Genomic DNA, 24,692 nt, shown 5'->3' with positions numbered 1-24,692 from the left:
CGTCACTTACCGAAGCATTCGCTAACGAGCTTTTCTCGAAGAGAGAAAGCTTCGGTGTATTGTTTTCCTGCGGCGCCGCGCGGCATGAAATTCCACCTGGCGCACTATAAGCTCCAGATCGTCCTTCCCGATATCGAAAGTTTCTCCCAAATCTCTCAGTGCGGCCTCGATATCGTCGGAATGTGGCGCAGTAGGCTCATGCTGTGGTATAGCCTGCGCTCCGATTGATCGCGCCTGATGAGGATAGTTGTGTCCGGAAATCCTATGATATAGGACACCGACGATCACCAGACATACTGCATTGAAAACAATGGGCAGAAAGACGAAGCTATATCCAAGGGCTTCGATGGTTTCTCCGCCGATGACCGCCGTGAGCGCCGCTGCTCCCCCGGGAGGATGCAGGCTGCGCGTGAGCGACATCGCCAGGATGGCAAGTCCTACAGCGAAACCGGCTGCAATGTGCGGCGAACCAAAAAGATGCGCGCAGAATACGCCCGCAAAGGCAGAAATCGCATTGCCGCCTATAACCGGCCAAGGCTGAGCTAGGGGACTCGCGGGAACGGCGAAGACGAGCACGGCCGACGCTCCCATCGGAGCGACGATGAAAGGTAGGATCGCGCTATCGTGCAGGATCCAGGACGCGATGAAGCTTGTAAGAGCGATACCCGTCAGACCACCGGCGCACGCCAGCATGCGATCGCGAAAAGTGGCTCCAGCAAGTATTGGTTCGAAGATGCGTCGCATGGTAGCCTGTTTTGATGTCATCGCCTGGCGCCAATGCGGTACCCAATGCCGGGAAACGAGGCAAAATTCGCAATCATACTGATAGACGCACTATCTACCGGCAGCGTGGCGCACCATCACGGTAACCATTCGCCTTGCAATCACGAGCGCTGTCTCTTTGTTCCCTATTCTCACCGCCAACACTCAAGGCGCGCTTTCTTCGATTCCAGATTGCGCAAATCGTGCCCTGAAGCTATTTGCTTCGATCAACGGTAATCCCAAAGGGCTTTTGCACTTTGTAGATTATGAGGCATGGAGCTAAGCTGCTCGGTCCTTCAGTGTCGGCTGTCGCACTTAGACAATCCGCAAGCAGCATTCCTTACCAGAACGATCAGGCCAGTCGATCGCAGCGCCGGCTTGCGTTCTGATGAGACCGACGCCCACGAGGGTAATCGCCACAAATAGTTTGATTGAGAACGTCTAGGCAATGCTCATCAGACAGTTTGCCGATGAGTTCGCCGTGCTTAGTGTGCTGCATGTGGGCCAGACGGCCATCGACAGCCTTTGTGATGCCATCGTGGCGCTCTGCTAGAGTCTGTTTCGCAAGCTCGCCTTGGTCGTGGGGGGATTTTTTTTGCCATGGCAGTATTTAGCCAATGCGAGCACTGAGCAGGCACGCTAAGGAACGAAGTGCAGGAACGGCTGTTCAAAACGATGCTGGTGAGGCGGTTTCGTGCGCCTTGTGCCATAGAGTTTTCGACCCGTTCAAATGGTGCACCCAGTCTTGTCTACCTCCTTAGAGCGACTGGGCGCCAGTACCCCCTCGGAATAGCAACAGGACCGCCCGCATGAAGTGCTTAGGCTCGCTGGAATCAAGCACTTGCCAATGATAGCCATTTGATGGGCTGGTATGGAACTGGCTCTGCGCTTTCAGTTGTTCGATTCGAACTGATGGTGTAGCCCTGCCGTTTCAAGCTTCCCTTGGCGGCAGGGCATTCTTCCCTGAAAGCTTCTGAATGGCTCCGCAATGCCTTCGATGGCGTTTCGAGCCATCACCTCTGCCGAAAATGGTTCAAGAGGGGAGTCACGATTAGATGCGATGCTTGCGGCATGACTGGCGATGAAACCGCGATGGACAATCACGTATGCAGGGTTGAAATTGAAGCTGTAGATGAGCGGCCTGATGGAAAGGCGCTAATGACAGGAAGTGCTTATGCCATGGCGATAGGGATGTGCATCACCCTCATTGCATCGCTCGCCTATGCCAACGTAGGCAACGACCTTTACAGCTTTTCCAATGAGTATGCTGTGCAACAGGCTGCTAGAAGTGCTGGTTTATACTGGTCTGCTGTAATGCTCGGTAGCGGTTTGTTCTCAGTCGGTCTGTTGCTCTGGTGCACAGGATACATTGCGAAAGCCATCAGCTTTCTGCCATCGAATAGAGTTGGTTGCCTGAGAAGCGATGAGGATCTCTTCTCATTGTTGAGAAGGTCGGACGCTGCGCTTTACAAGGCGAAGGCTGATGGACGCAATGTGGTTCGCTGCGCTGACGGAGACGCGACAGTCAGCGCACGGCGTTTTCGCTTCGGCTAGCTGGGGTCGTGAGACGCAGGGCGACAGGAGTGGACATAGGGGTGTAGAAACAAGCTCGAAACTGTCAGCTTTTGGCGTCCACGACCGTATTAGCCTCCCCTCCCAGAACGAAGATCCAGATAACAATGCAGGCGATCCACCCCGCGTTGAATATGATAAACGCTGTCCACACCGCTGCCGGTGTTGCCCTCCGTTTTCCTGGCCCGCGCACCAATTCACCCGGCCTATTCCCGCGGAACACGCGAGCGACATCGCGCAGGTGTAGCAAGAGCCAAATGCCCGCGCCCAAGCTGACGACTGCAAAAAGCGTGATGAGAGCAGGAAGGAACCACAACGGCATTGAAGAAACTCCTTTCGGACCGAACTCAGACAGCCGAGCTGAAACGACGGACGGACTGCGGACGGTAGGTATCGAACAAGGCAGCGATCACGCGTGCATAGGGCAACCCGCTCGCTGTAATGGATAACTGGTCATTATCGAGGGTTGCAAGCTCGAGCTCGATGAAAGGGCGAAGGGCGTTGAGCACAGGCTCATCCAACACAGGGTCGATCGTCGCGCTGCCACGGCATAGGAGTGCTTCTATTATTTCCCCGCGCACTCGGTCGTCGTCGGTCCGAGCGATGCCCACCGCCGTTGTCAATCGGCTCTGGCTGGCTTGCATCCTGTAGCGACCGCTATTCTTCTCGTTCTGGGCAAGCAGCTTTGGGAAACTGCTTACTGCCGAACTGCCGAGACCAATCAGGACCAGTGACTGATCGTCCGTGAAGCCTTGAAAGTTTCGCCGCAGCTTTCCCGTCGCAGATGCTTGGGCGAGCGGATCGCTGGGTTTGGCAAAGTGGTCGAAACCAATGGAGCGGTAGCCCTGCTCGGTCAGGTAAGCATGCCCGAGTTGAGCCATAGCAAACCTTTCTTCCGGATCTGGAAGGGCGTTGCCGTCGATGACGCGCTGTCGCGCAATCAGATGCGGAACATGAGCGTAACCGAAGAGCGCGATGCGGTCCGGTGCTATGGCGACCGTGCGCTGTAAGCTGTCATGGAGGTCGTCCTGCGATTGGTGCGGGAGACCATACATCAGATCGAAATTCAGGGAGGTAATCCCATTCTGACCAAGAAGGTCTACGCTGCGTTCGATTAGGCCTTCGGGCTGAACCCGGCCGATCGCCTCCTGGCAGTGTGGAGCGAAGGTCTGCACACCGAGGCTTGCACGTTCGATCCCGACACTCCCGATCGCCTGCGCCCATTCCGCCGAAAATGTTCGGGGGTCGAGCTCGATCGAAAATGTGGGATCATCGATCTTGAAGCGTGCGATCAGGCAGTCGACGAGCGATAGGAATTCTGTTGGGCTGATCGCATTTGGGCTGCCGCCGCCGAACGCGATCCGACGCACATGTGCGTCGCTCCGCAACATATCGGAAACGAGATCTATCTCGCAGACCAGCGCATCAAGATAGGATTCGAGCCGCTGCCGCTTGCCAGACTTGCCCGTGTTGCACCCGCAGTAGAAACAGATTTTCTCGCAGAACGGGATGTGGACGTAGAGCGAAACGGCGCCGCTCGCATTGCCAAGAGCCTCGGCAAAATGGGTGGCTGACAAGGGGCCGAACTCGGCCGCAGTCGGATAGCTGGTGTAGCGGGGAACCGGAGTTGCCAGCAGATCGGGGTGATAGGGCCACATGGCGGGCTCGTTGCTCGTATTCGAGATCGTATTCATTGCGCTGGATCAATTCGCTTACGGGAACAGGACGCGTGGCAACCCTCGCTATGACAGGGCGCCGTGGGAGGCGATTCGCGCATCGGGATCGGAATGCTGAGGACACCGCCGCCGCATAGACGTGTTTCGATGGTCTGAGCAGCAACAGGAACCGGTCCGAATGATGCCGGAAGCAAGGCCAGAAAGGCGAACCTCGTCTTCATCGGCACCCTTCCTCATCTTCGTTGGTTGAATTCCGGCCATCATCCTCGTCATCGATAAGAATACGGTTTGCCGCACCGTCGAGATCTTCGAACTGACCGTCGCGCATGGCCCAGAAGAACAGGACCAACCCGGCACCGCCCAGAAACAGCGCGACCGGGATGAGGAAGACCAGCACGTTCAAGGTGCGTTTCTCATGCGCGCCAGCCGCAGGGAATTTCCAACGACAACCAGTGAACTGAGCGACATGGCTATGGCAGCGATCAAGGGCGTCACGAGACCCGCGAGCGCGAGCGGCACCGCAACCACGTTGTAGCCGATCGCAAATCCGAAGTTCTGGCGGACGATGCGCATCGTCCGGCGTGCGATGGTGACCGCCAGCGCAACCGGCATCAGCCCCTTGCCAAGGAACACCGCGTCTGCGGCTTGTTGGCTCACGTCACTGGCGGTGCCGGGCGCGATGGAGGCATGGGCTGCTGCCAGCGCAGGACCATCATTGATACCATCGCCTACCATCAGCGGACGACGTCCGTCTGCTTTCAAGGTATCGAGCAGGGCCAACTTAGTATCGGGACGCATTTCGCCTTCGCCTTCAATACCAAGCTCGCCCGCAAGTGCGCGGACGGGAGAATGCCGATCGCCTGAGACGATCCTGCTGTCCAAGCCGCTTGCATCAAGTGCGGCGAGCGTTTGGGCGGCATCGGCCCGCACCGGATCCGCATAAACGATGGCAATTTTTTCCTCACCAATGCGCAAGGTCGATGCCATCCCCGTTTGATCCAAAGCACCACGAGCCAATGAGACAGGAATCTCGCCATGCATCCCGCTTATGCCTTGTCCTCCTGTTTCGGTGATCGCAGTGAGCGATGCAGGTGAGACGCCTTCCGCTCCGAGCGCGGACACGATGCCCTTGCTCAAGGGGTGTCGGCTAGACTGCGCGAGGGCTAGCGCGACAGTTTTTTGGTCATTCGTAAGATGATCGAGGCTTGGAACAGGCTCGCCCAGGGTCAGCGTTCCGGTCTTGTCGAACAGTGCGGTATCGACTTCGGCCAACCGTTCGAGCGCGCTTCCATCCTTGACCAGTAGGCCTCGCCTGGCGAGCGCCCCTGACGCAACCACTTGAGCAGCTGGAACTGCGAGCCCCATGGCACACGGACAGGTAATGATAAGAACTGCGATCGCGATCACGAGTGACTGGTGCCAGCCGGCCCCGGCAATCATCCATCCTACAAACGCCAGCAACGCAAGAGTATGGACGGCAGGCGCATAAAGGCGTGATGCACGGTCGGCGATACGGACATAATGACTGCGCGACTGCCCCGCCTCATCCATCAGCCGCGCAATCTCGGCAATCGCTGTATCGGACGAGGCGGCGGTAACGCGCACACGGATGGGATCGCCGAGATTGATCGCTCCGGCGTGAACGGTATCGCCAACACCGGCAGGCTGAGGCGTGCTTTCGCCGGTAAGCATCGCATTGTCGATCGAGCTTTGTCCGTCCTCGACCAAGCCATCCGCCGCAAGCGCCTCACCCGCGGCGACAAGCATGAGCATTCCCGGCTCAAGGTGGTCCGCTTCGACCGTTCGGCTGGATCCATTTTCCGCCAAGACGCGAGCTGACTTTCCCATACGCGACAGCAGTGCACCGATGCCTGCGCGGGTTTTGTTCCGCATCGTCGCATCGAGCGCGCGACCGGCAAGTAGGAAGAACAACAGCATGACAGCACTGTCGAAATAGGCATGCCCACCGCCGATGATTGTTTCGTAGACGCTGAGCCCGGTTGCAAGCAGGACACCGATCGAGATCGGCACGTCCATGTTTGTCCGACGATGCCGCAGGGCCATGGCTGCGCTCGAAAAGAAGGGTCGCCCGGCGTAAGCGACCACCGGCAGGGCGATCAGCGCGGACAGCCAGTGGAACAGTTCGCGGGTTACACCGCCCGCACCCGACCAGACACTGACCGAGAGCAGCATGATGTTCATCATCCCGAACCCCGCCACGGCAAGCGAGCGCAGGAGCATGCGGGCTTCGGCATCGTCCTGGCCTAGGGGGTTTGCATCGGCGACCTGCGCTTCGAAGCCGATCCTGCCGATGGCTGCAACAAGCTCTTCTGCGTCGAACTTCCGGTCGTGCCGGACGGCGACACGCTTGGCGGAAAAGTTGACGCGTGCAGCCTCGATACCGTCGATCTCTTGTAGACCGCGTTCGATCTTGGCGATGCAACCGGCACAGCGCATGCCGGGCACGGTGAACCTGCTATCGACGAGGCCGGGTCGCTCAAGCGTTTCGATTGCCGTAGGCGCGTTCACGGCAACTGCTCTTCGGTCGACCATGCATCTCCCTCGGGAGATGCGACTTTCAGGCGCACGATCCAGCGTCCCGTATCGAGTGGTTCGAGCGATACGTGATTCCCGGGCGTCGCTTCGATGAAACTAAGGCCCTTGCTTTCCGGTTGCCCGAGCGGTCGGCGAGCTTCTGCGGTCACGGTCGCGCCATCGGGCACCGATGTGGTGTCGATGAGGAGGTGCCCGTTCTCGCTTCGGGTCATCTCGACCGACCAGCCCAACGCCTCCTGCTCTTCGGCAGCGTCGAGCCAGTCATTGAACTCCTGGCTTGCGACATAGGAGTTTTCGACGATCACGCCGCCGAACCCGCGCACGGCGAGTGTAGCCATGAACAGGTTGACCGCAATGATGATGGCGAACCCGGTGACGATGATTGCTGCCGCATGCTTACCGGTGAATTCGCGTTTCATTCCTCGCCTCCCGGCGTGTCGAACCGCGTTTCCGTTGTCGCTGTTTCCTGCTGCTCATCGCGCGAAGTCACGCTGAAGCTGAAATCCTGCGTAGAGGTTCCTTCGGGCGCAACCACATAGGCCCGAACCGAAAGAACCTGATCGGCAAGCACTGTTTTGACCTGAGTGCGCGCTGCGTCGTCCCTTCCGATTGTATCCGTCCACATCAGCGCGCCGGGAAGGCCTTCGATAGCAATCTCCATCTCGCGTGGTCGGCTTTCCATGTTGCGTAGCTTAAGCGTGTAGGAGTTGCGCACAGATCCATCGCTCATGAGGATGTAAGGCGGATTGCGATCGGGGGAGACCGAAAGGCCGACATGGTTGCGCACGCCCAATGCGAACAGCATGGCGAAACCGATGCTACCCCAGATCAGGAAATAAGCGAGGGTTCTTGGACGAAGCAGCGCTCTCCAAGGTGAGCGCGTGGGTTCTCCATTCGCTTCCTTCTCGCAATCCTCGAGCGTTGCGTAGTCTATCAGACCACGTGGGCGGCCGACATCGGCCATTACCTTGTCACAGGCATCAATACACAATCCACAGGTGATGCAGCCAACCTGCGGACCTTCGCGAATGTCGATACCGGTCGGACAAACGGCAACGCATTGGAGGCAGTCGATACAGTCGCCGAACTTGCCCGGGTTCTTTTCCGCCTTCTTGACACTCCCACGCGGCTCACCGCGCCAGTCCTTGTAGGTCACGAGCAACGACTTCTCGTCCATCATCGCGGTCTGGATGCGCGGCCAGGGACACATGTAGATGCAGACCTGCTCGCGCATGAACCCGCCCAGCGTGAATGTCGTCAGCGTCAGGATTGCCACCGTGATGTAAGCTGCCGGTGCCGCCTCTCCCGCCCAGAAGTCGCGCACCAGCGTCGGCGCGTCGGCGAAATACATGATCCATGCACCGCCGGTCCAAAAGCTGATGACGAGGTAAATCGTGTATTTGAAGCTTCGCTTTGCAAACTTCTTCGGTCCCATGGGTGCCGCGTCAAGCCTCATGCGTGCGTTTCGGTCGCCATCGACGAAGCGATCGACATGCTGGAACAGGTCCGTCCAGACAGTCTGCGGGCAGGCATATCCGCACCAGGCACGTCCGACCGCGCTCGTCACGAGGAAGAGCCCGAGCGCCGCCATGATCAGCAGGCCGGCGACATAGTAGAATTCGTGCGGCCAGATCTCGATGCCGAACATGTAGAAACGGCGATTGGCCAAATCGACCAGCACTGCCTGGTCGGGAGCATAAGGACCGCGATCCCAACGAATCCAGGGCGTGCCGTAATAGATCGCCAGAGTGACGAACATCACGAACCACTTGAACCGGCGGAAGGGTCCGTCGATCCGCTTGTTGTGGACCTTGGTGCGTTTCTCGAACAGCTTAGTCGGCAGCTGCTGACGCGGCGGCTCGTGTGGCTCGTGACGCAGCGTCGTCGCTTCCGGCTCGGCTACTGCGCTCGAAACCGGCTCGTTCGTCTTCGCCCGCCCGTCCTCGACAACTACCGACCAGTCACGCTCCTCGCCTTCGCGGCGAGGAGGAGCGCTCGACGCGCGGCCGGGATCACGGTTCTTCATCGACCTCCACCGTGGGATCTTCGGCGACCTCGACGAATTCTTCGCCGCCACCCAGAGACCAGACATAGGCCGAGAGCATCTTGATCGTGACCGGGTCGAGACGTTCGCTCCAGTGCGGCATGCGGCCCATCTTGGGGTTCAGGATCTGGTCGCGGACCTGTTCGCGAGAGCTGCCGTAGAGCCAGATCGCATCGTTCAGGCGTGGTGCTCCGAGTTCGCGATTACCCTCGCCAGCAGCGCCGTGACAGACACTACAATTGTCCTGGTAGAGCTGCACACCCGTCCCATTTGATGCGCCTTTTCCGCTGAGCGAAAGCACATGACTGACAAGACCATCAAGTCGGGCAGGTTCAAACGCTCCTTCGAACGGGGGCATGAGACTGGTTCGGGTGTCTTCGACACCGGGTGCGCGGATGCCGTTTACCAATGTGTATTCGATGGCCTTCAGATCGCCGCCCCACAGCCAGTCATCGTCGTTAAGGTTGGGATAGCCGAGCGTCTGGCTTCCGGCGGCTCCCGAGCCATGGCACTGTGAGCAGTGGACCTGGAAGGCCGAACGTCCTCCGGCTACTGCCTGTCCGAAAAGTTCGCTGTTCTCCGGCAGGCGTTCGATCGGTATCCGCGCCAGCTCTTCGCGCACAGTTGCGCGCGCCTGATCGACCACGCTCATCTCTTCGGCGAGTTCTCCGCGGCTGGACCAGCCAAGCACGCCTTCCGTCGCTTTGTCGACCAGCGGCCAGGCTGGATAAAGAATGACGTAGACCACACCCCAGACGATCGTCAGGTAGAGAGTCCACAGCCACCAGCGCGGCATGGGCGTATCGAGTTCCTCGATACCGTCCCATTCGTGCCCGACAGTCTCCGTTCCGGTCGGCTCGTCGATGCGCTTATTTGCCATCCTGGCGCTCCCCGGTTTCCTCGTCCTTGAATATCGAACGCGCCGCTTCTTGGTTTTGTTGCTTTGCCCCGGGCCGAAACACCCAAAGACAAAGGCCGAGAAACAGGATCAGGAGGGCAACAAGTCCGTAGCTGTCCGCGAAATGACGCAACTGGTCGTAGAGGCTCATCTGCCTTTCTCCTCGGCCAACCGCTCTTGGGCTGCAGCGCTGTCGACATCGACCAGTGTTCCAAGCATCTGCAGGTAGGCGACGAGTGCATCCATTTCGGTCAGTCTACTCGGATCGCCGTCGAAGTCGCGGACCTGAGCCTTGGGATAGCGCTGCTGGAAATCTTCGACATCGCCTCCGCTGTCGGGGTTGGCCTGAAGGATCATGTCCGCCATCGCTTCGCCGACGTCACGATCCGAATAGGGGACGCCAACACGTCGCAGGGCGACCAGCATAGCAGCGGCGTTGTCGGTATTAAGCGGTGTCTCACCGAGGAACGAGTATTTCGGCATGATGCTTTCCGGCACCACGCTCTGCGGATCCTCAAGGTGTTGGACGTGCCACTCGTCCGAATAGCGCCCACCGACGCGCGCGAGGTCTGGCCCGGTGCGCTTCGAACCCCACTGGAAAGGATGGTCATACATGCTTTCGGCGGCGAGGCTGTAGTGCCCGTAGCGCTCTACCTCATCGCGGAACGGTCGGATCATCTGACTGTGACAGGAATAGCAGCCCTCGCGCACATAGATGTTTCGACCCGCTTGCTCGAGCGGCGTATAGGGACGCATCCCCTCTACTTCCTCAATCGTGTTATCGATCCAGAACAGCGGAGCGATCTCCACGATGCCGCCGATCGCCACCGCGATGAAGGACCCGATCGCAAGCAAGTTGATGTTCTTTTCCAGCTTCTTGTGCTGGGTAGCGAGACCCATGGCGATCTATCCTATTCTGCGGGTTCGGGGGATGCCGAGCCTGCGATGGGCCGGTCCTTTTCGGGGTCGTAAGCGGGCATGGCACCCATCGGCTTTTCCTCTCGCAGCTTGCCGCTAATGGTCATCCAGACGTTGTAGCCCATGATAATGGCGCCGCTGAGATACATGACACCGCCCAGTGCTCTGATGATGTAGAGTTCGTGCAGCGCGGCCACCGTTTCGGCGAAGCTGTTCACGAGATAGCCGTCGGGGCCGTATTCACGCCACATCAGGCCCTGGGTGATGCCTGCCACCCACATGCTGGCTGCGTAGAAGACGATACCAAGCGTCGCGAGCCAGAAATGCCAGTTGATCATGCGCAGCGAATACATGCGCTCGCGCTTCCACAGTCGCGGGACAAGGAAATAGACCGCAGCGAAGCTGATCAGCCCGTTCCAGCCGAGAGCGCCCGAATGCACGTGCCCGACGGTCCAGTCGGTATAGTGGGACAGCGAATTGACCGCCTTGATACTGAGCATCGGCCCTTCGAAGGTGGCCATTCCGTAGAACGCCATGGCCATGACCATCATGCGGATAATCGGATCGGTGCGAACCTTGTCCCATGCGCCGTTGAGGGTCATCAGTCCGTTGATCATGCCGCCCCAGCTTGGCATCCACAGAATCACGGAGAAAACCATGCCGAGCGTCTGTGCCCAGTCAGGCAGCGCGGTGTAGTGCAGGTGATGCGGGCCGGCCCAGATATATAGGAATATCAGCGACCAGAAGTGGATGATGGAAAGCCGGTAGCTGTATACCGGTCTTTCGGCCTGCTTCGGCACAAAATAATACATCATCGCAAGGAACGGCACCGTCAGGAAGAACGCGACCGCGTTGTGTCCATACCACCATTGGGTCAGCGCATCCTGAACGCCGGCGAAGGCGGAGAATGAAAGCGAGCCATTCCACGCAACGGGCACCGCCAGATTGTTGACGATATGCAGCATCGCGATGGTAATGATGAAGGAGAGGTAGAACCAGTTCGCGACGTAGATGTGCGGTTCGGTCCGGCGCGCCAGCGTGCCCACGAAGACGATCAGGTAGGCGACCCAAACGATGGTTAGCCACAGGTCGACATACCATTCCGGCTCTGCGTATTCGCGGCTCTGCGTGACCCCGAACAGATAGCCCGAGGCCGCAAGGACGATGAACAGCTGGTATCCCCAGAACACAAATCGGGCGAGAGCGGGAAACGCGAGTTGCGCGCGGCAGGTGCGCTGGACGACGTAGAAGCTGCTCGCGATCAGGATGTTGCCACCAAACGCGAAGATTACTGCGGACGTGTGCAACGGGCGAACCCGCCCGAAATTGAAGTAGGGCTCGATGTTGAGCTGCGGAAAAGCCAGCTGCGAGGCGATGAACACGCCAGCGAGTAGACCCACGAGAGCCCACATCATGGTGGCCAGGACGCCCCAGCGGATAGGGTCGTCGTCATATCGCGACGGCCCTTCAGGCATTTTGAAGAAGCCCTGCGTTTTTCCTAACGGATCGAAACGAGCGGCGGTCACCCAGACCATCACGAACGCGATAATTCCGATTATGGTCGCGTGTGCCGCCATCCCGCTATCGGCCGCTGTCGCAGCCATCACGACAGATAGAACCATAACCAATAACCAGAGGCCCACCCGACCCAGTGCAGCTTCAGCTTGCATCAAATACTCCGATCGCTTTTTCACGGCTCTATGCGGCTGGCCGCACCACCGCATTGACTTGGATCAAAATTCGAAAAGTTTTGCTTTTCAACAAGGAAGCGCAGCCGCCTCCCGAATTCGAAGCCGGTCTAATATCGTAACTTCGGATCTGCCGTTGGTATCTATGATGCCAAGTTCCCGCAGCTCGGTGAATTGCCGACTGACTGTTTCGATGGTCAGCCCCAAGCTGTCAGCGATTTCGCGTCGAGATACCGGAAGACTAAGCGATACTCCGTCATCATTTTGTTTCCCGATGCGTTCGGCCATCGAGGTTAGGAAAGTCGCAACACGTTCCTGCGCGGTCTTGCGGCCAAGGAGCACCGACATGTCTCGGGATTGATCGAATGCGACGAACATGTGTTCGCAAACCGCCTTCGCTAAATCGGGATCTGCCGCGATGGTGCGAATGAAGGCGTCTGCCGGAAAAGTAAGCACGCGACAGTCGGTGATGCCGTGTAGCGAATATGGCACGGCGTCCGACCGCGGAAACACTGTGAGATCGTTCGCCAGCAAGAAAGCAACGACCTGTTCTCGATCATTACCAAGATGTCCGACAAACTTCGCAACACCCTCTGCAACGAAGGCAATAAATCTGGCAGCGGACCCGTCGAGCTCCGCAGCTGCCCCGCATTTGATGTCTACGTCGCCGCCCAACGCGCAAAGGCGTGATGTCATGGACTTTGGCAGGTCCAAATGGAGTAAGGCAGCGAAAAGGCGCTGAAGATCGTTGTCGGACAAGGCCCGAAGCTCCGCAAGAGGTTCCGGATCGACATTTGCAGTTGAACTTCCATCAAGTCTTTGAGGTAGATCAAACGGCTAGAATATTTCTAAACGTGACCCATCGCGTTTGGCGACAGCGCATAAGGCGCGATTATGCAGCCAGCATCTCGAGAGCGTCACGCTTACGAATGGTGACATCCCGGCGGCCTCGCATTTCAATGACGCCTTCCTCACGGAACTTCGTAAACTGGCGGCTGACTGTTTCTATGGTGAGGCCGAGAATATCCGCGATCTGCTGGCGTGACATTGGAAGCTCGAACTCGTCAGGCACTTTCCAGCCCGTATTCTCACAGGTCGCCAAGACTGTTCGTGAGGCGATTTCGAGAAGCAGGGTGGCGAGCCTTTCCTCTGCGTTCATCCGCCCTAGAAGCAGCATCCAGCGTCGGGTTCTGTCCAGTTCCCCGAGCGTTCGTTCAAGTAACTTGTGCTCCAGCCGCCCATGCTCCTCCGCAAAGCGCTCGAAATCCGATCGCTGAAAAACGCAGACGGTTGATTCGCTCAGAGCTTCTACGCTGTAGGGAGAAACCTCGCCAAAGGGACGACCGAGGAAATCGGATGGATAGGCGAGCCCGAGGATCTGTTCCCGGCCATCACTTTTCTGGGTGGAGAGCTTCAGCACACCAGAAACCACGTTGGCGACAAAGACGGCTTCGTCGCCTTCCCATAAAAGGGTTTCTCCAGGCGCCAGACGTCTTCTGCGCCCGATCTTGTTCAACAACTCTATTTCATGATCGTCCAGGTCGGCGCAGATCGCGCGGTTTCGGACGGAGCAAGCCTGACAGAAATTGATTTCATTTGTTGGATCTTCGGCCTGCATGGCCACCGTTTAGCCCTGCATGCTTAGCTTTCCAACCCGTTCGTCCGGACAGTTTTACGAAGATGGCGCGAGCACGTGTGGACGACGAAGGCATAGATCGCCAGGCGCATGACATCGAGCCCGATCCACCAATTGTGCAGCGATGTTGGTCCGACCGCCGCACCTGCGATCTGCGCCATCGTGCGGTCGTCCAATTCCGGCATGATTACGATCCACTGCAGAGCCACTGTCGCGATTGCTACGATTATCAAACTGCGCGATGTTCCTCGTGCCGAGACGAAAAGGGCAAACAGCAGAACGCTCTCGATCGCGACGGACGCCCGGAAGGTCTCTCGCCCCACCGCGAGTAAATGAGACATCGGCACGTCGGCTGCCAGGAATTTTACTGGCGTCGCGATGAACGACAGAGAGAAAAGCGTCGCAAGAACAGCGACAGCAAGCCCTAGGGTTCTCAGGGCTGAACGGTTTGTCATGCCTGACCTTCCTTCGTGTTCTCATCGGATCGCGGCGCACACAGGATCGGTCCGTATCGGAAAAGAAAGAGGCCGAATGCTCCGAGCCAAGCTGCTCCAGCAACCGCCAGCGCCGCCTGTCCGTCGCCGATGGAGAGAGCTGCCTGAACCCGCAAGACAGCCGCAATCGTGATGAGAATATACGAGGCGACAATCTCCCGACTGGCAAAGTGCGCCCGGTCGGTATGGCCGAGGCTGGCTCTGCTCATGACTGCGAGTATCATCGTTGCCATCGCGCCTGTCGAAAAGGCGTGGATACCCGCTGTCTCCGGAACGATCTCGACTTGGGCACCGGCAAGAAGCAAGAGCCCCACCGGGAGCCAGAGGTATGCCAGATGCAGAATCCACACCAGAGCATTGGCGCTGCACCGCCAGCCCTGCCATTTCGACAGGCGAAGAAAGTGGGCAACGGAAGCGCTCGATAGGAGCACCGCGCTCAACAAGCTGAACGGTGCGCTTAGCCACGCCAGCAGTGCGGCGGCGGTCAGGGCGATTATCACTTTGTCCAAGGTGCGAGGCTGCGTGGGCAATCGTTCACAAGCGCCGATGGAGCTGAGCCAGTTCCGCGTAAAGCTCGGAATAATTCGTCCTCCGATGATCGCGATTAACAAGACGACGAGACTGAGTCCGGCTCGCCATCCCAGCGACGAATCTAACGAACCTGCCATTTCAAGCCGGTCTAGGATACCGGCAGCTCCAAAGAGGAGCACGATCGCGACGACAGGCAGATTGCGGTTTCTGCTCTGGATTATCTCGCGTGCGAGGAGGAATGCCAGAAGGAGATAGAAGCCTCCATCGACGAGAATGAGCATGGGATTATTGTCGGGCGATACGAACGGAAGAAGTCTCCCGGAGAGCCACACTGCGAAAAGGGCGGCTAAGGGACCACCTGCAATGGGCAACCGCCCCGTCCAGTTCGGAACTGCTGTCAGCACAAATCCTGCGATCGCTGCACCGACAAAGCCGAACAGCATTTCATGGCGGTGCCATGCGAGTGGATTGTCGAGCAGGTCGAACGACACGAAACCAAAAAGCACGGTCAGCCATGCCGCTAGGGCGGATATGGCCCAAGCTGCGGCACCGAGGAAGAATGGTCTGAAGCCGCCGCGCAGGATCGGCGGGCTTTTCGCCATTCGTCTGCGGCGCAGCTCCAGTCTTTCAGAATTTGTCGGCATACGAGGCGACCTTGTTCGATTAGGTCACCGATAGCACTACACCCGGCCGGACAACTTGATTTACCTCAAGCTTCGCTAAAACGTCGAACCGAATTGCTCGCGATCGCTTCCACCTTCGCTCCTAGAATGCATCGATTGCTAGGACGGTTCAGGTGATGGGAAAGCGCGGGATGACACGCGCAACCGACAATACTGGGGGGCACTAGAGAGTGGGCAAATCGCGTGATGGCCAGCCACTATTATCATCAGTGTCGAGAAGCCACGAAGGGCGAGAGGTCCGCAAATGATGTTAAGACATCGAAGGTCTGGACCAAGGCGCATTGAATTGCATCGGGACCAGTGATGACGTGACGAGCGCGGATGCCAGTAAAATATCCCCTTCTACCAAGTCGGTGACTTTCGCTAGATCATCGATATGATGCCTCAACACCGCGATGCGGTCCTTGTGCTTGACCGTCGCCCCTCTTTTTGCACCGTCCGCCGACAACGGTGAATACTCCGACAGGCGTTCGGCGATGCGGCCAGATCCTTTGGTCTCCTACCCCAATTTGCGCTCGCCCCCTTAAGCTTCGTGGCAACGCTGCTGACGGTGGTATCCATGGCTGCACTGGGCCTAGGCGTGGGTGTGCGCAGTCTGGGGAATGCCGGTCCCAAAGTGATTACTACGGTGGTTTTGTCATTGATCGTGCTTGGTCGAGTATCGCTGATTGCGATCTGGATCAGCGGAGCATAGATCCACCTCATCCGGCCGCCAGAGCAGGTTCGAGGTTCCCGGTCATATCGAGATCTTCTCATAACGGAAGCCCCGGGAACAACACGAATATCCCGCAATGCTAGGCTGCCCGGTCCGTCCTTTCCGGCTGTCGCACGTCGACGATCCGCAGGCAGCGTTCCTTGCCAGAACGATCGGGCCAGTTGATCGCAGAACCGGCTTGCATTCCAATGAGACCGGCGCCCACGAGGGTCAGCACGGAGAGACGGTTCTGGTCCAGGTTCGCATCGCGCGGCCATACCAGTTGAACCTTGCGCCGGTCACCCGATCGCTCGTCGACGAATTCGACCTCGGATTGCATGGTCACAACGTCATGAGGTAGGTCTTCGGCTGCCACGACATTAGCGCGATCCAGTTCCTCGCACAGTTTTCCAGCTACATCCGGACTGCGCTCCTCGATGGACATCGCCAGTTCGTAGAGCGCGTCCGCTTCGGTATCGATAACATGAATGATCGGCTTTTCGCCGTTTTGGGAAGTGGTCATTTTCGTAACTCGCTGGAGAGCCGCAAGAGGATCGCGGCTGGGCTGTAGATCGTCCGGGAGCCTCGTCCCGGACCGGATCACGGCCGTCGAGACGAGGCGTGCGCCCGTGCGGGCAGCTGACCTGCGTGCGCGAAATGTCGGTCGATGTGTTGCGAAAAGACCATGAGCCACATGTGGGCGCGATCTTCGGTTTAGTCAAATGGCAAAAGACCAATCGCCTCGTCGACTATTTCGAGACTTTCGAGTCCGGAAGGCCTATCTAAAGGAAATGATGAACTTTCCTTCTTTCGGATTCAGGCGCGGCCCAGATCTCGCCATCGATCTCGGCACTGCCAACATGCGTATCATGGTGCGAGGCGAAGGCGTGGTCTTCGACGAACCATCCCTGTGCTATTACGAGAAGACGGCCGGTCAGATGAAACTGATTGCAGCTGGCCGGGACGTCCTGGCGATGGTTGATCGGGTTCCCGGAACCCATGTGGTCCGCCGTCCCCTTGCCCGCGGTGTTTTGCAGGATATGGACGCAGCTTCCGCACTGCTTGCTCATGGTCTCTCGTCGGTGGTTGGCAGGAAGCGTAGAGGACGCCCCCCAGCCATGATCGGTATTCCGGCGGACGCCACGAAGGCAGAGGCGAATGCATTGCTCGCTGCCGCGGACGATGCCGGCTTCGGAAGGATCGAACTGGTGCGCGAGCCTTTTGCAGCGGCTATTGGGGCAAACCTGCCCGTCCGCGAAGCCCGCGCGTCCATGGTCGTCGAATGCGGCGCCGGAACGACCGAGGTTGCGGTCTTCTCGATCGACGGACAATGTCGTTCGCGCTCCGTGCGTTTGGGCGGTCTCGGCCTCGACGAGGCGATTACTGAACATCTTCATCTCCGGCATCACTTCCTCATAGGCAAAATCACCGCCGAGACGCTGAAGAAGCATCTCGCGGCAGAAGGTGCCGAGGACGCGGAAGTGGAAATCAGAGGTCGATCACTGCACAATGGTCTTCCAGGAACGTTGACCTTGCCGGTTTCCGAGTTTCACCCCGTGCTGCAGCGACACTTCGGTCGTTTTGCAGATGCCGCCAGGCTTGTGGTCGGCGAAATATCTCCCGATCTTGCCGCCGACCTGTTGAGCGAGCGCGTTGTCGCCACGGGCGGTGGGATCTGCGCCAGATTCCTGGCTGAGGCGATTACCGCGGAATGCGGTATTCCCGTGACCATCGCCAACGATCCCTCCGGTTGCGTTTCGCGCGGCCTGATGCGGTTGATGGAGGAGCGCGCTGCCTAACTCTCGACGGCAGCGTTTCGTCCGGGTCGAACATGCAAAACAAGTCCCGCTTCTTTGCAAGCCTGTGGTCGCGCGCTTACGTGCTCCTCACGTTCACCGCCCTGTTTTGGGCCGGTAATGCAATCGTTGCGCGCGCGGCGCGTGAGCTGGTCCCTCCCGTCGCCTTGGCGTTCTGGAGATGGACGATTGCCCTGGTCATCATCCTGCCATTTGCATGGCGCCACTTGCGGCGGAATGCTCCCATCATCCGCAGGAACTGGAGGATGCTGCTGGTGCTTGGCGCACTCGGCATCGGCGCCTTCAACACCCTGCTCTACAGCGGATTGCAACAGACCACAGCGCTCAACGCCATGTTGCTGCAGTCGGGCCAACCCGCCCTAATTCTGTTTCTTGGCGCGATTTTCATGGGCGACAGCACGGCACTGCGCCAGATCGTCGGTGCCGCCATCGCGCTGGCTGGTGTGCTCTGGATCATCGCTCGCGGGAACTTTGGTGTTCTCGGCACCCTGAATTTCAACGAAGGCGACCTCATCATCGGCCTCGCCGTGTGTTTGTGGGCGGTCTATGCGGTAATGCTCAGGCGCCGCCCTGCGATCCATCCCCTAAGCCTGTTTGCAGTGACCTTGATCGTCGGCATAATCGTGATCGCGCCGTTCTATGCGCTGGAGCTCAATTCGGGGCGCTATATCGTTTTGCAGGAGGAAAGCCTGCTGGCGATCGGATATGTTTCGGTTTTTCCTTCCATCCTTGCCTACCTCTTCTTCAACAGGGGCGTAGAACTCATCGGGTCTGCAGGAGCCGGGATGTATATGAACGTCATGCCAGTTATGGGCGCGGGGCTTGCGATTATCTTTCTAGGCGAACATCTGCGAGGCTTTCATGCGATCGGAATGGCGCTGATAGTTGGCGGCATTCTTCTCGCTGGCCGGGGAAGCAAGCCTCTGGCGGGGGCTGTCGTTTCTTCGAAGACAGACAATATCGAACGACGAAATGAAAGTGACTGACCGTTCCCCGACACACACGAAGGATCCCGCGTTCGGGCCGAGGATCTGGGTCACACGCACGTCGCCGGATAACGAAAAGACTGCGGGTGCCCTGCGGCAGTTAGGGTTCGATGCGCTGGCTCTGCCCGTTCTGCGAGTGGAAGGTCTCCCTGAGAAAGCTTTGGACGAGCAGCCCGATGCGATCGTGTTCACGTCAGTAAATGGCGTTCGCCATCATTCTATCTGCCCGGCACTTCTCGATATTCCAGTGTTTGCAGTGGGCGACAGAACAGCGAAGAGTGCCGCCCACGCTGGATATACCCATGTTGTCTCGGCGGCTGGGGACGTGCTCGATCTGGAGCGCCTGATCGTTCAGTCCCTTCCGCGAGGGAGACGGCTTCTGCATTTCTCCGCCCACCGGCCGGCTGGAGACCTGACCGGCAACCTTCGCCGCAAGGGTTATCTCGCGATGCGAAGGCCGGTGTATGAGACCTGCGATATCGCTGCCGCGAAGCTATTGGCATCCCTTCCAGCACCGCACGAGATAAACGGAATTCTGATCCACTCGCCGCGTGCTGGCCATATGGTGAAGCGCTGCCTGGAACGGACATCCCGGCCTTTCAGAGGCATCGTCTATTGCATCTCCGATGCAGCCGCGGCTCCTTTCGAGGGGAAGCAAGGAATGGATATTCGTGTCGCCGCACGGCCCGACGAAGCCTCGATGCTGGCGCTCATCGCGAACCCTTAACGGAACACAGGAGCAGCCGCATCCGTTAGCGTGACGGACAGATAATAAAGGAGATCAACATGAACAAGTTCGCCCCCCTGCTTCTCGGATCCGCTCTCCTCCTCTCCGCCTGCAATGATCAGGAAGACCAGGTCGAAGACCGTATTGAAGAACAAGCCGAACAGAGCGCGCAGGAGTCCGGCGACACCCCGGTGGCACTCGGTCTGACCGAACGCCAGTTGCTCGATGCTGAAATCCTGGCCGCCGACGGAACCGAATTGGGTGACGTGGAAGCCGTGACGAAAGATGCCGACGGCAATGCGACCGAACTTCTTATAGAAGTCGAGGACAGCGATCCTGATCGTTACGTCGCGATACCGATTGACGGTCTGACCGTGACGACCCGTGGCAATGACACCGATCTTTCGTCGGAGATGACGATGGAAGATATCGGTTCGCTTCCGGATGCGCAGATTCTGTGACGATCGAGCGAGGCAAGCCGGCAAGTCAGCTTCCGACTGCTTCAACGCCCGCCGAAGCCGATGTAATTGAAGAAACAATGTCCAATATGTCCTGCCGCGGCAATGCGGACAGGCCGGTCGAAGTCATCCAGTATCGCCACATCGCCATTTCGAGATCTGAGCGCGGCGAGCGTCGCCGTGTGGGCGCCATCGGTTGGCGAACTTCCGATGATGAGCCTGTCCGACAGATCGACAGAGATCTTTACCAGATCGTCTCGTCGGAGGAGCTGCTCGAGCGGGTAGACTGATCCGCGTGACGGGCACGAAGTTCGTTCTCGCGGATCGCGAGCCTTTCGTATCGGCATAATGGGATATGCTCGTTCGGCTCCTCACGGTATTCCGAGCTTGGATAGACGACTCCGGTTGATCCGCTGACAACGGCTCCATTCGTCAACTTTGCTCGTTCCTGACGATCGGGAGCCATCAAATGGATAACTTCATGACCGCGAGCCATGAGATGATCGGCGATGATACGCCTATGGCATCGCCACCAGACCGCCTCGGAACACATCAACGCCACGCGACAATTATCCGCTAGGTTAACGAGGTCCTTGATCGCCGACTGGAAGTCGCCGCTCAACGCATAGTCGGCGTAGTTATGGAAGCTCTGGACGCGCCAGTATCCGTTCAGCGCCGGATCCACATCATCTTGTCGTTTCCTTCTGCCGCCGAGTTTATCGAAGTGTCCGTAGGCGATGTCGTGCTCATCGAGCAGATCGGGGAAGGAATCGATGTTGAATGCGGGATTGGCGCGGGAGCGGGGGAAAGCCCGAACATCGGCCAGCATGTCCACTCCTGCTGTTTTCAGCATGGCAATGACAGTGTCCGCATCCCGATTGGAATGGCCGATCGTGAAAACGGTTGGCATCAGTTTTTCAGCTTTGTCAGCGCATCTTCCTTGTGGGCTGCAACATGATCGGTCTTGTCGCTTTCGATTTCGTATTGAGGCTCGTCCTTCGAGGCACGCCGCGTATGGCCCTTGTAGTCGAAATCCGATTCGTGAATCTTGGAGATTGTTCCGCTGACTCTTCCTGCCTCGGAATTCCAGCTGACATGATCTCCGACTGCGTATTTCGCCATGATGCGCTCCTGCGTTGGGACGATGTCGTTCTTCCTATCAAACGGGGCGTAGACAGGAACGTTTCGCAAGGGGCTGCAATGGCTTGTTAGCTGGCAGGATCTGGCGACGGGGTATGAGCCCGGAACGAAGGGATTCTCGCTTCGGGCCCTTCCACATATCAACTACCCAGATAACCGCTACCGCCGATGATGGCGCACGTCGCCGACCAGAACAGCAGCATGAATACGATATCGGGCATCGCGAACCGATCGAGTTCGTCGCGCTTCAACAATGCATATTGCTGCGACACCTCGTCATCCATCGAAATCAATCCGACATCGAGCGCGCTTGCCTCCTTGCGGAACCATCGCAGAAGATCGTCGAGCTGATCAATCGGCAGGTCGGGGTATCGGGCCAACAAGGCCTTGGCGTATGCACGCCGTTCGTCGCGGATCGCACCGCGTTGCATTTCGGTTTCCATTGAATGTCCTGACTGTTGGATGCGGACGAAAGTCCGCTAAAAAGGTCCAGAGTGTCAGGAAAATGGAGGGCCGGTCGGAGGGGGAAGCGACCATTCCGCAGGTGCGTCGGCCATCCGGTGGTAGGATTGCCGGACCTCCTCATTGCGTTCCCATGCGTGCGCCTGACGAACCAAGGCCAGCACTCCGCACGGTCCGGCGGGTCCATCGGCCGAAGCGCCCAGTTCGGTATCTGCCGAGAGTTCGGCACCACGCCCAGGACCGGTATCGTAACAGGCGGTAGCTTGCGATATGTTCCATGCGGTCGAATCCCGCGCGGTGCCACCTCGATCCGGTGTGGCACCCTGCGAGTGAAGAAGGACTGCAAGAACAGCCGTCAGGATATGGAAGATCAGTTTCACGCTGCCAGCTCGAACCGGTCGGCGCGTGCGAGTTTCCAGGCGGCGCTGTAGAAATCCCGGTCATGCGTTCCTGACAGCAGCTCGCCGTCTTCGAGAAAAATATGAAGCTGGGAGAAGAGGCGGATTTCGGTCAGAGAGACACGTCTTACCAGATGGTGCGGTCCAAGCTCGGATGGGTGCGAGAGACCGGCAGCAGCAGTCATTTCCGCGAGCGCTCGCAACGTATTGCGATGAAAGCGCCGGACCCGCTCTGCCTTGTCAGGCACGACCAGGGCCCGCTGGCGCAAGGGGTCCTGCGTGGCAACGCCGACCGGACAGCGGTTCGTATGGCAGGAAAGAGACTGGATGCATCCGAGCGCGAACATGAAGCCGCGCCCCGCATTGGTTCAGTCGGCACCCAGCCCTAGGACCGCGGCGATGTCGAACGCACTGACGATCTTGCCGGCCGCACCGATTTTTATCCGGTCACGAACCCCGGCACCTACGAGCGTATTATGAACGAACAGGAGGCTCTCGCGCATCGGCATGCCGAGGTTGTCGGCGAACTCGACCGGGGCCGCGCCGGTTCCGCCTTCTGCGCCATCGACGACGATGAAGTCGGGAAAGATCCCCGTTTCGCGCATCGCCTTGACCATTCCCATGAACTCCCATGGGTGTCCGACGCACAGCTTGAAACCGACTGGCTTGCCTTTCGATAAGGTTCGGAGCTGAGCGAGAAACTGCATCATCTCAAGCGGTGTCGAGAATGCCGAGTGCTCGGCAGGGGAAATGCAATCGACGCCTACCGGAATACCGCGTGTAGCAGCGATCTCAGGGCTGACTTTCTCGCCGGGAAGGATGCCGCCGTGACCGGGCTTGGCACCCTGGCTCAGCTTCAGTTCGATCATCTTGACCTGCGGGTCGGCAGCATTGTCAGCGAAGCGCACCGGGTCAAAGCGTCCCTTTTCGGTTCGACAACCGAAATAGCCGCTGCCAATTTCCCAGATAAGGTCGCCGCCATTCTCACGGTGGTAGGGGCTGATCCCTCCCTCGCCAGTGTCATGCGCAAAATCGCCGAGTTTGGCTCCCTCGTTTAACGCCCGGATAGCGTTGGCGCTCAGGGAGCCGAAGCTCATCGCGGAGATGTTGAAGATCGAGGCCATGTAGGGATCGCGCGCGTCGCTTCCCCCGATCGGCACTCTGAAGCTGTCGGGATCTGCCAACGGCTTGGGCTTTGTGGAATGCGAAATGAATTCGTAGCCGTTCTTGTAAACGTCAGAGAGCGTTCCGAACGGACGGTCGCTAACCTCGTCCTTCGCGCGAGCATAGACCAAGGAGCGCTGCGCCCTCGAGAAGGGCGTCTGATCGTCATCGCCTTCAATTAGATACTGGCGAATTTCTGGTCTTATCTTCTCGAAAGCCCATCGCAGGCGTCCGATGATCGGATAGTTCCGGCGCACCGCATGCCGCGTTTGGATAAGGTCGATGACGCCCAAGAGACATAGACACGAGAAAATTGCGAGAACTGGCAATGCCCATGCGTCGCTAAGCCTCGTGAGAGCAAACAGGAGGCCAGCCAGACAGAGGCCGAGCACGGTAAAGCGGGAGAAGAACACTGTTGGCTCCGGTCTCGCAAATGAAGCGAGCATGCCTCGGGCTCGTTATCGCCTTGGGCTTGGAAAACATCGATGCTGGAAGTTGCAGCGTGGCGCACATCCCTAGAACGCCCGAAGCGCTCTAGGGATACAGGCGCGCGGTGCTGCTGCCTGCCGGAACCATCACCCCGAGACCATGATCGACCCGTGTCATGAAAAGGTAGTGCGATTTCGACATGGTAATTTCAAGTGGCGCGACTTCGGAATTTGTTCAACATCGGATAATCCTTAGTTGAGGACTGCGACAAGGCGCTGGCCATTGCCGGAGAGGACGAGAAAACCCCCAGCTTCCAGCGATGCGTTCTCGATCAGAGAAAGGGCATCGAGGAAACGGCGCTCTTGCTGCATCAATCCGGCTTCACAGGCGCGCTTCGTCGCAGCGACATTGCCAACCTCGAGCAAGTTGTCATCGAGGCCATATGAACTGCTGAAGCGGTTGCAGCTGGTGGAACCATACAAGCGACCATCGGCCGTGAAGGTCATCGTAGGAGCGGAGATCTGCGCCACGACATCGCCGCCGATCTGGGTTACACGCCATTCGCCGTCCTGCAGGTCAGGAATACCGGCAAGGCCGGGATCGCCTGGCGATGTCATCGATACCCTTATGTCGCCGATATCGACGGTGTCATTACGAAGATTGAGCAGGAAAGGTTCGCTGGTGCGGAACAGGATTGTACCATCGGGCTCGCGGATGAAGGCGCGCAGGCCGTAGAGCGGGCCGTCGCTCAAATTCAGCTTCGATACGTCAATCGAAATCGGGATCGGCGGCGAGGCCTGTCCGATCGTGTTCATCGTGCGCGCGAGGATGAGCTCCTGGTTGCGACCGAGGGTGATGTCGGAGACAACGACTTCCACCTGTGCGCCCGGGGGCAGCGCGATGCGCTCGCGATAGGACAGTGTGCCGGTAATTCTTTCTACCATAACGACCTCACTGCT

General features: G+C 58.5%; 26 protein-coding genes and 1 pseudogene. 7 read left to right on the top strand and 20 right to left on the bottom strand.

The genetic code is table 11. The features are described from left to right. Positions 1–21: 21 nt before the first annotated feature. Positions 22–744, bottom strand: coding sequence for an HPP family protein (locus tag P8R33_RS04195; RefSeq protein ID WP_278327726.1), 723 nt, complete (start codon positions 742–744; stop codon positions 22–24). A 1,089-nt stretch (positions 745–1,833) separates the two neighbouring features. Here P8R33_RS04195 and P8R33_RS04190 point away from each other — a divergent pair. Continuing rightward, a complete protein-coding gene (locus P8R33_RS04190) occupies positions 1,834–2,316 on the top strand; it encodes a hypothetical protein (protein WP_278327725.1) in 483 nt (160 codons plus the stop codon). A gap of 365 nt (positions 2,317–2,681) precedes the next feature. Here P8R33_RS04190 and hemN read toward each other — a convergent pair whose 3' ends face one another. The 13 genes from hemN to P8R33_RS04125 all read right to left on the bottom strand — a co-directional run bounded on the left by hemN (position 2,682) and on the right by P8R33_RS04125 (position 15,377). Then, on the bottom strand, positions 2,682–3,992 hold the full coding sequence (gene hemN, locus P8R33_RS04185; RefSeq protein ID WP_278327933.1) for an oxygen-independent coproporphyrinogen III oxidase: 1,311 nt from the start codon (positions 3,990–3,992) through the stop codon (positions 2,682–2,684). 235 nt (positions 3,993–4,227) lie between these two features. Next, the gene (gene ccoS, locus P8R33_RS04180; protein ID WP_103022851.1) at positions 4,228–4,413 is read right to left on the bottom strand and encodes a cbb3-type cytochrome oxidase assembly protein CcoS; all 186 of its coding nucleotides are present in this window, start codon (positions 4,411–4,413) and stop codon (positions 4,228–4,230) included. Further along, positions 4,410–6,539 (bottom strand): heavy metal translocating P-type ATPase, encoded by a 2,130-nt coding sequence (locus P8R33_RS04175; RefSeq protein WP_278327932.1) that lies wholly within the window; start codon positions 6,537–6,539, stop codon positions 4,410–4,412. Before P8R33_RS04175 ends, ccoS begins: the two co-directional genes overlap by 4 nt. After that, positions 6,536–6,985, bottom strand: coding sequence for a FixH family protein (locus tag P8R33_RS04170; RefSeq protein WP_278327724.1), 450 nt, complete (start codon positions 6,983–6,985; stop codon positions 6,536–6,538). The genes P8R33_RS04175 and P8R33_RS04170 overlap by 4 nt, the downstream gene beginning before the upstream one ends. Further along, complete coding sequence (gene ccoG / locus P8R33_RS04165) at positions 6,982–8,592, bottom strand: cytochrome c oxidase accessory protein CcoG (RefSeq protein ID WP_278327723.1); 1,611 nt, start codon at positions 8,590–8,592, stop codon at positions 6,982–6,984. The genes P8R33_RS04170 and ccoG overlap by 4 nt, the downstream gene beginning before the upstream one ends. Next, positions 8,579–9,490 carry a cytochrome-c oxidase, cbb3-type subunit III gene (gene ccoP, locus P8R33_RS04160; protein ID WP_278327721.1) on the bottom strand — a complete coding sequence of 304 codons (912 nt, stop codon included), beginning with the start codon at positions 9,488–9,490 and terminating at the stop codon, positions 8,579–8,581. Before ccoP ends, ccoG begins: the two co-directional genes overlap by 14 nt. Next, entirely contained in the window at positions 9,480–9,659 is a 180-nt protein-coding gene (locus P8R33_RS04155) for a cbb3-type cytochrome c oxidase subunit 3 (RefSeq protein WP_278327720.1), read from the bottom strand. The genes ccoP and P8R33_RS04155 overlap by 11 nt, the downstream gene beginning before the upstream one ends. Then, positions 9,656–10,408, bottom strand: coding sequence for a cytochrome-c oxidase, cbb3-type subunit II (ccoO, locus tag P8R33_RS04150; protein ID WP_278327719.1), 753 nt, complete (start codon positions 10,406–10,408; stop codon positions 9,656–9,658). The genes P8R33_RS04155 and ccoO overlap by 4 nt, the downstream gene beginning before the upstream one ends. A gap of 11 nt (positions 10,409–10,419) precedes the next feature. Beyond that, a complete protein-coding gene (gene ccoN / locus P8R33_RS04145; RefSeq protein ID WP_278327718.1) occupies positions 10,420–12,048 on the bottom strand; it encodes a cytochrome-c oxidase, cbb3-type subunit I in 1,629 nt (542 codons plus the stop codon). 135 nt (positions 12,049–12,183) lie between these two features. Then, positions 12,184–12,873 (bottom strand): Crp/Fnr family transcriptional regulator, encoded by a 690-nt coding sequence (locus P8R33_RS04140; RefSeq protein ID WP_278327717.1) that lies wholly within the window; start codon positions 12,871–12,873, stop codon positions 12,184–12,186. A 133-nt stretch (positions 12,874–13,006) separates the two neighbouring features. Beyond that, entirely contained in the window at positions 13,007–13,732 is a 726-nt protein-coding gene (locus tag P8R33_RS04135; protein ID WP_278327716.1) for a Crp/Fnr family transcriptional regulator, read from the bottom strand. Positions 13,733–13,755: 23 nt separating this feature from the next. Continuing rightward, entirely contained in the window at positions 13,756–14,205 is a 450-nt protein-coding gene (locus P8R33_RS04130; RefSeq protein ID WP_278327715.1) for a hypothetical protein, read from the bottom strand. Then, on the bottom strand, positions 14,202–15,377 hold the full coding sequence (locus P8R33_RS04125; protein ID WP_278327714.1) for an NnrS family protein: 1,176 nt from the start codon (positions 15,375–15,377) through the stop codon (positions 14,202–14,204). The genes P8R33_RS04130 and P8R33_RS04125 overlap by 4 nt, the downstream gene beginning before the upstream one ends. A gap of 613 nt (positions 15,378–15,990) precedes the next feature. Here P8R33_RS04125 and P8R33_RS04120 point away from each other — a divergent pair. Further along, a complete protein-coding gene (locus P8R33_RS04120) occupies positions 15,991–16,152 on the top strand; it encodes a hypothetical protein (RefSeq protein WP_278327713.1) in 162 nt (53 codons plus the stop codon). A 100-nt stretch (positions 16,153–16,252) separates the two neighbouring features. Here P8R33_RS04120 and rnk read toward each other — a convergent pair whose 3' ends face one another. After that, entirely contained in the window at positions 16,253–16,675 is a 423-nt protein-coding gene (gene rnk, locus P8R33_RS04115; RefSeq protein ID WP_278327712.1) for a nucleoside diphosphate kinase regulator, read from the bottom strand. Positions 16,676–16,943: 268 nt separating this feature from the next. On the opposite strand from rnk, the gene P8R33_RS04110 reads away from it, so the two are divergent. From P8R33_RS04110 to P8R33_RS04090, 5 genes are read left to right on the top strand one after another with little or no spacing between them, the layout of a single operon-like run. Then, positions 16,944–17,951 carry a rod shape-determining protein gene (locus tag P8R33_RS04110; RefSeq protein ID WP_278327711.1) on the top strand — a complete coding sequence of 336 codons (1,008 nt, stop codon included), beginning with the start codon at positions 16,944–16,946 and terminating at the stop codon, positions 17,949–17,951. 32 nt (positions 17,952–17,983) lie between these two features. After that, entirely contained in the window at positions 17,984–18,955 is a 972-nt protein-coding gene (locus P8R33_RS04105; protein WP_278327710.1) for a DMT family transporter, read from the top strand. Beyond that, positions 18,942–19,682, top strand: a complete 741-nt coding sequence (locus P8R33_RS04100) for a uroporphyrinogen-III synthase (protein ID WP_278327709.1) — start codon at positions 18,942–18,944, stop codon at positions 19,680–19,682. Before P8R33_RS04105 ends, P8R33_RS04100 begins: the two co-directional genes overlap by 14 nt. A 59-nt stretch (positions 19,683–19,741) precedes the next feature. Further along, positions 19,742–20,143 (top strand): PRC-barrel domain containing protein, encoded by a 402-nt coding sequence (locus tag P8R33_RS04095; protein ID WP_278327708.1) that lies wholly within the window; start codon positions 19,742–19,744, stop codon positions 20,141–20,143. Continuing rightward, positions 20,140–20,430: a hypothetical protein gene (locus P8R33_RS04090; protein WP_278327707.1), complete on the top strand. Its 291-nt coding sequence runs from the start codon at positions 20,140–20,142 to the stop codon at positions 20,428–20,430. The genes P8R33_RS04095 and P8R33_RS04090 overlap by 4 nt, the downstream gene beginning before the upstream one ends. On the opposite strand, the gene P8R33_RS04085 is transcribed toward P8R33_RS04090, so the two are convergent. The 5 genes and pseudogenes from P8R33_RS04085 to P8R33_RS04065 form a co-directional block, all read right to left on the bottom strand. Next, positions 20,385–21,050, bottom strand: coding sequence for a DUF488 domain-containing protein (locus tag P8R33_RS04085; RefSeq protein ID WP_278327706.1), 666 nt, complete (start codon positions 21,048–21,050; stop codon positions 20,385–20,387). The genes P8R33_RS04090 and P8R33_RS04085 overlap by 46 nt on opposite strands. Further along, positions 21,050–21,262, bottom strand: coding sequence for a hypervirulence associated TUDOR domain-containing protein (locus tag P8R33_RS04080; protein ID WP_347569026.1), 213 nt, complete (start codon positions 21,260–21,262; stop codon positions 21,050–21,052). Before P8R33_RS04080 ends, P8R33_RS04085 begins: the two co-directional genes overlap by 1 nt. Positions 21,263–21,420: 158 nt before the next feature. After that, complete coding sequence (locus P8R33_RS04075) at positions 21,421–21,723, bottom strand: hypothetical protein (protein WP_278327705.1); 303 nt, start codon at positions 21,721–21,723, stop codon at positions 21,421–21,423. 395 nt (positions 21,724–22,118) lie between these two features. After that, positions 22,119–23,717, bottom strand: a pseudogene (locus tag P8R33_RS04070) (FMN-binding glutamate synthase family protein). 267 nt (positions 23,718–23,984) lie between these two features. Next, positions 23,985–24,677 (bottom strand): META domain-containing protein, encoded by a 693-nt coding sequence (locus P8R33_RS04065; protein ID WP_278327704.1) that lies wholly within the window; start codon positions 24,675–24,677, stop codon positions 23,985–23,987. Positions 24,678–24,692: the final 15 nt, after the last annotated feature.

Origin of the sequence: Qipengyuania flavescens (assembly GCF_029688735.1) — a bacterium.
In the GTDB taxonomy this organism is placed as follows: domain Bacteria; phylum Pseudomonadota; class Alphaproteobacteria; order Sphingomonadales; family Sphingomonadaceae; genus Qipengyuania.
Note: the sequence above shows the minus strand (reverse complement) of the source record. Positions and strands in the feature narration are given on the sequence as shown.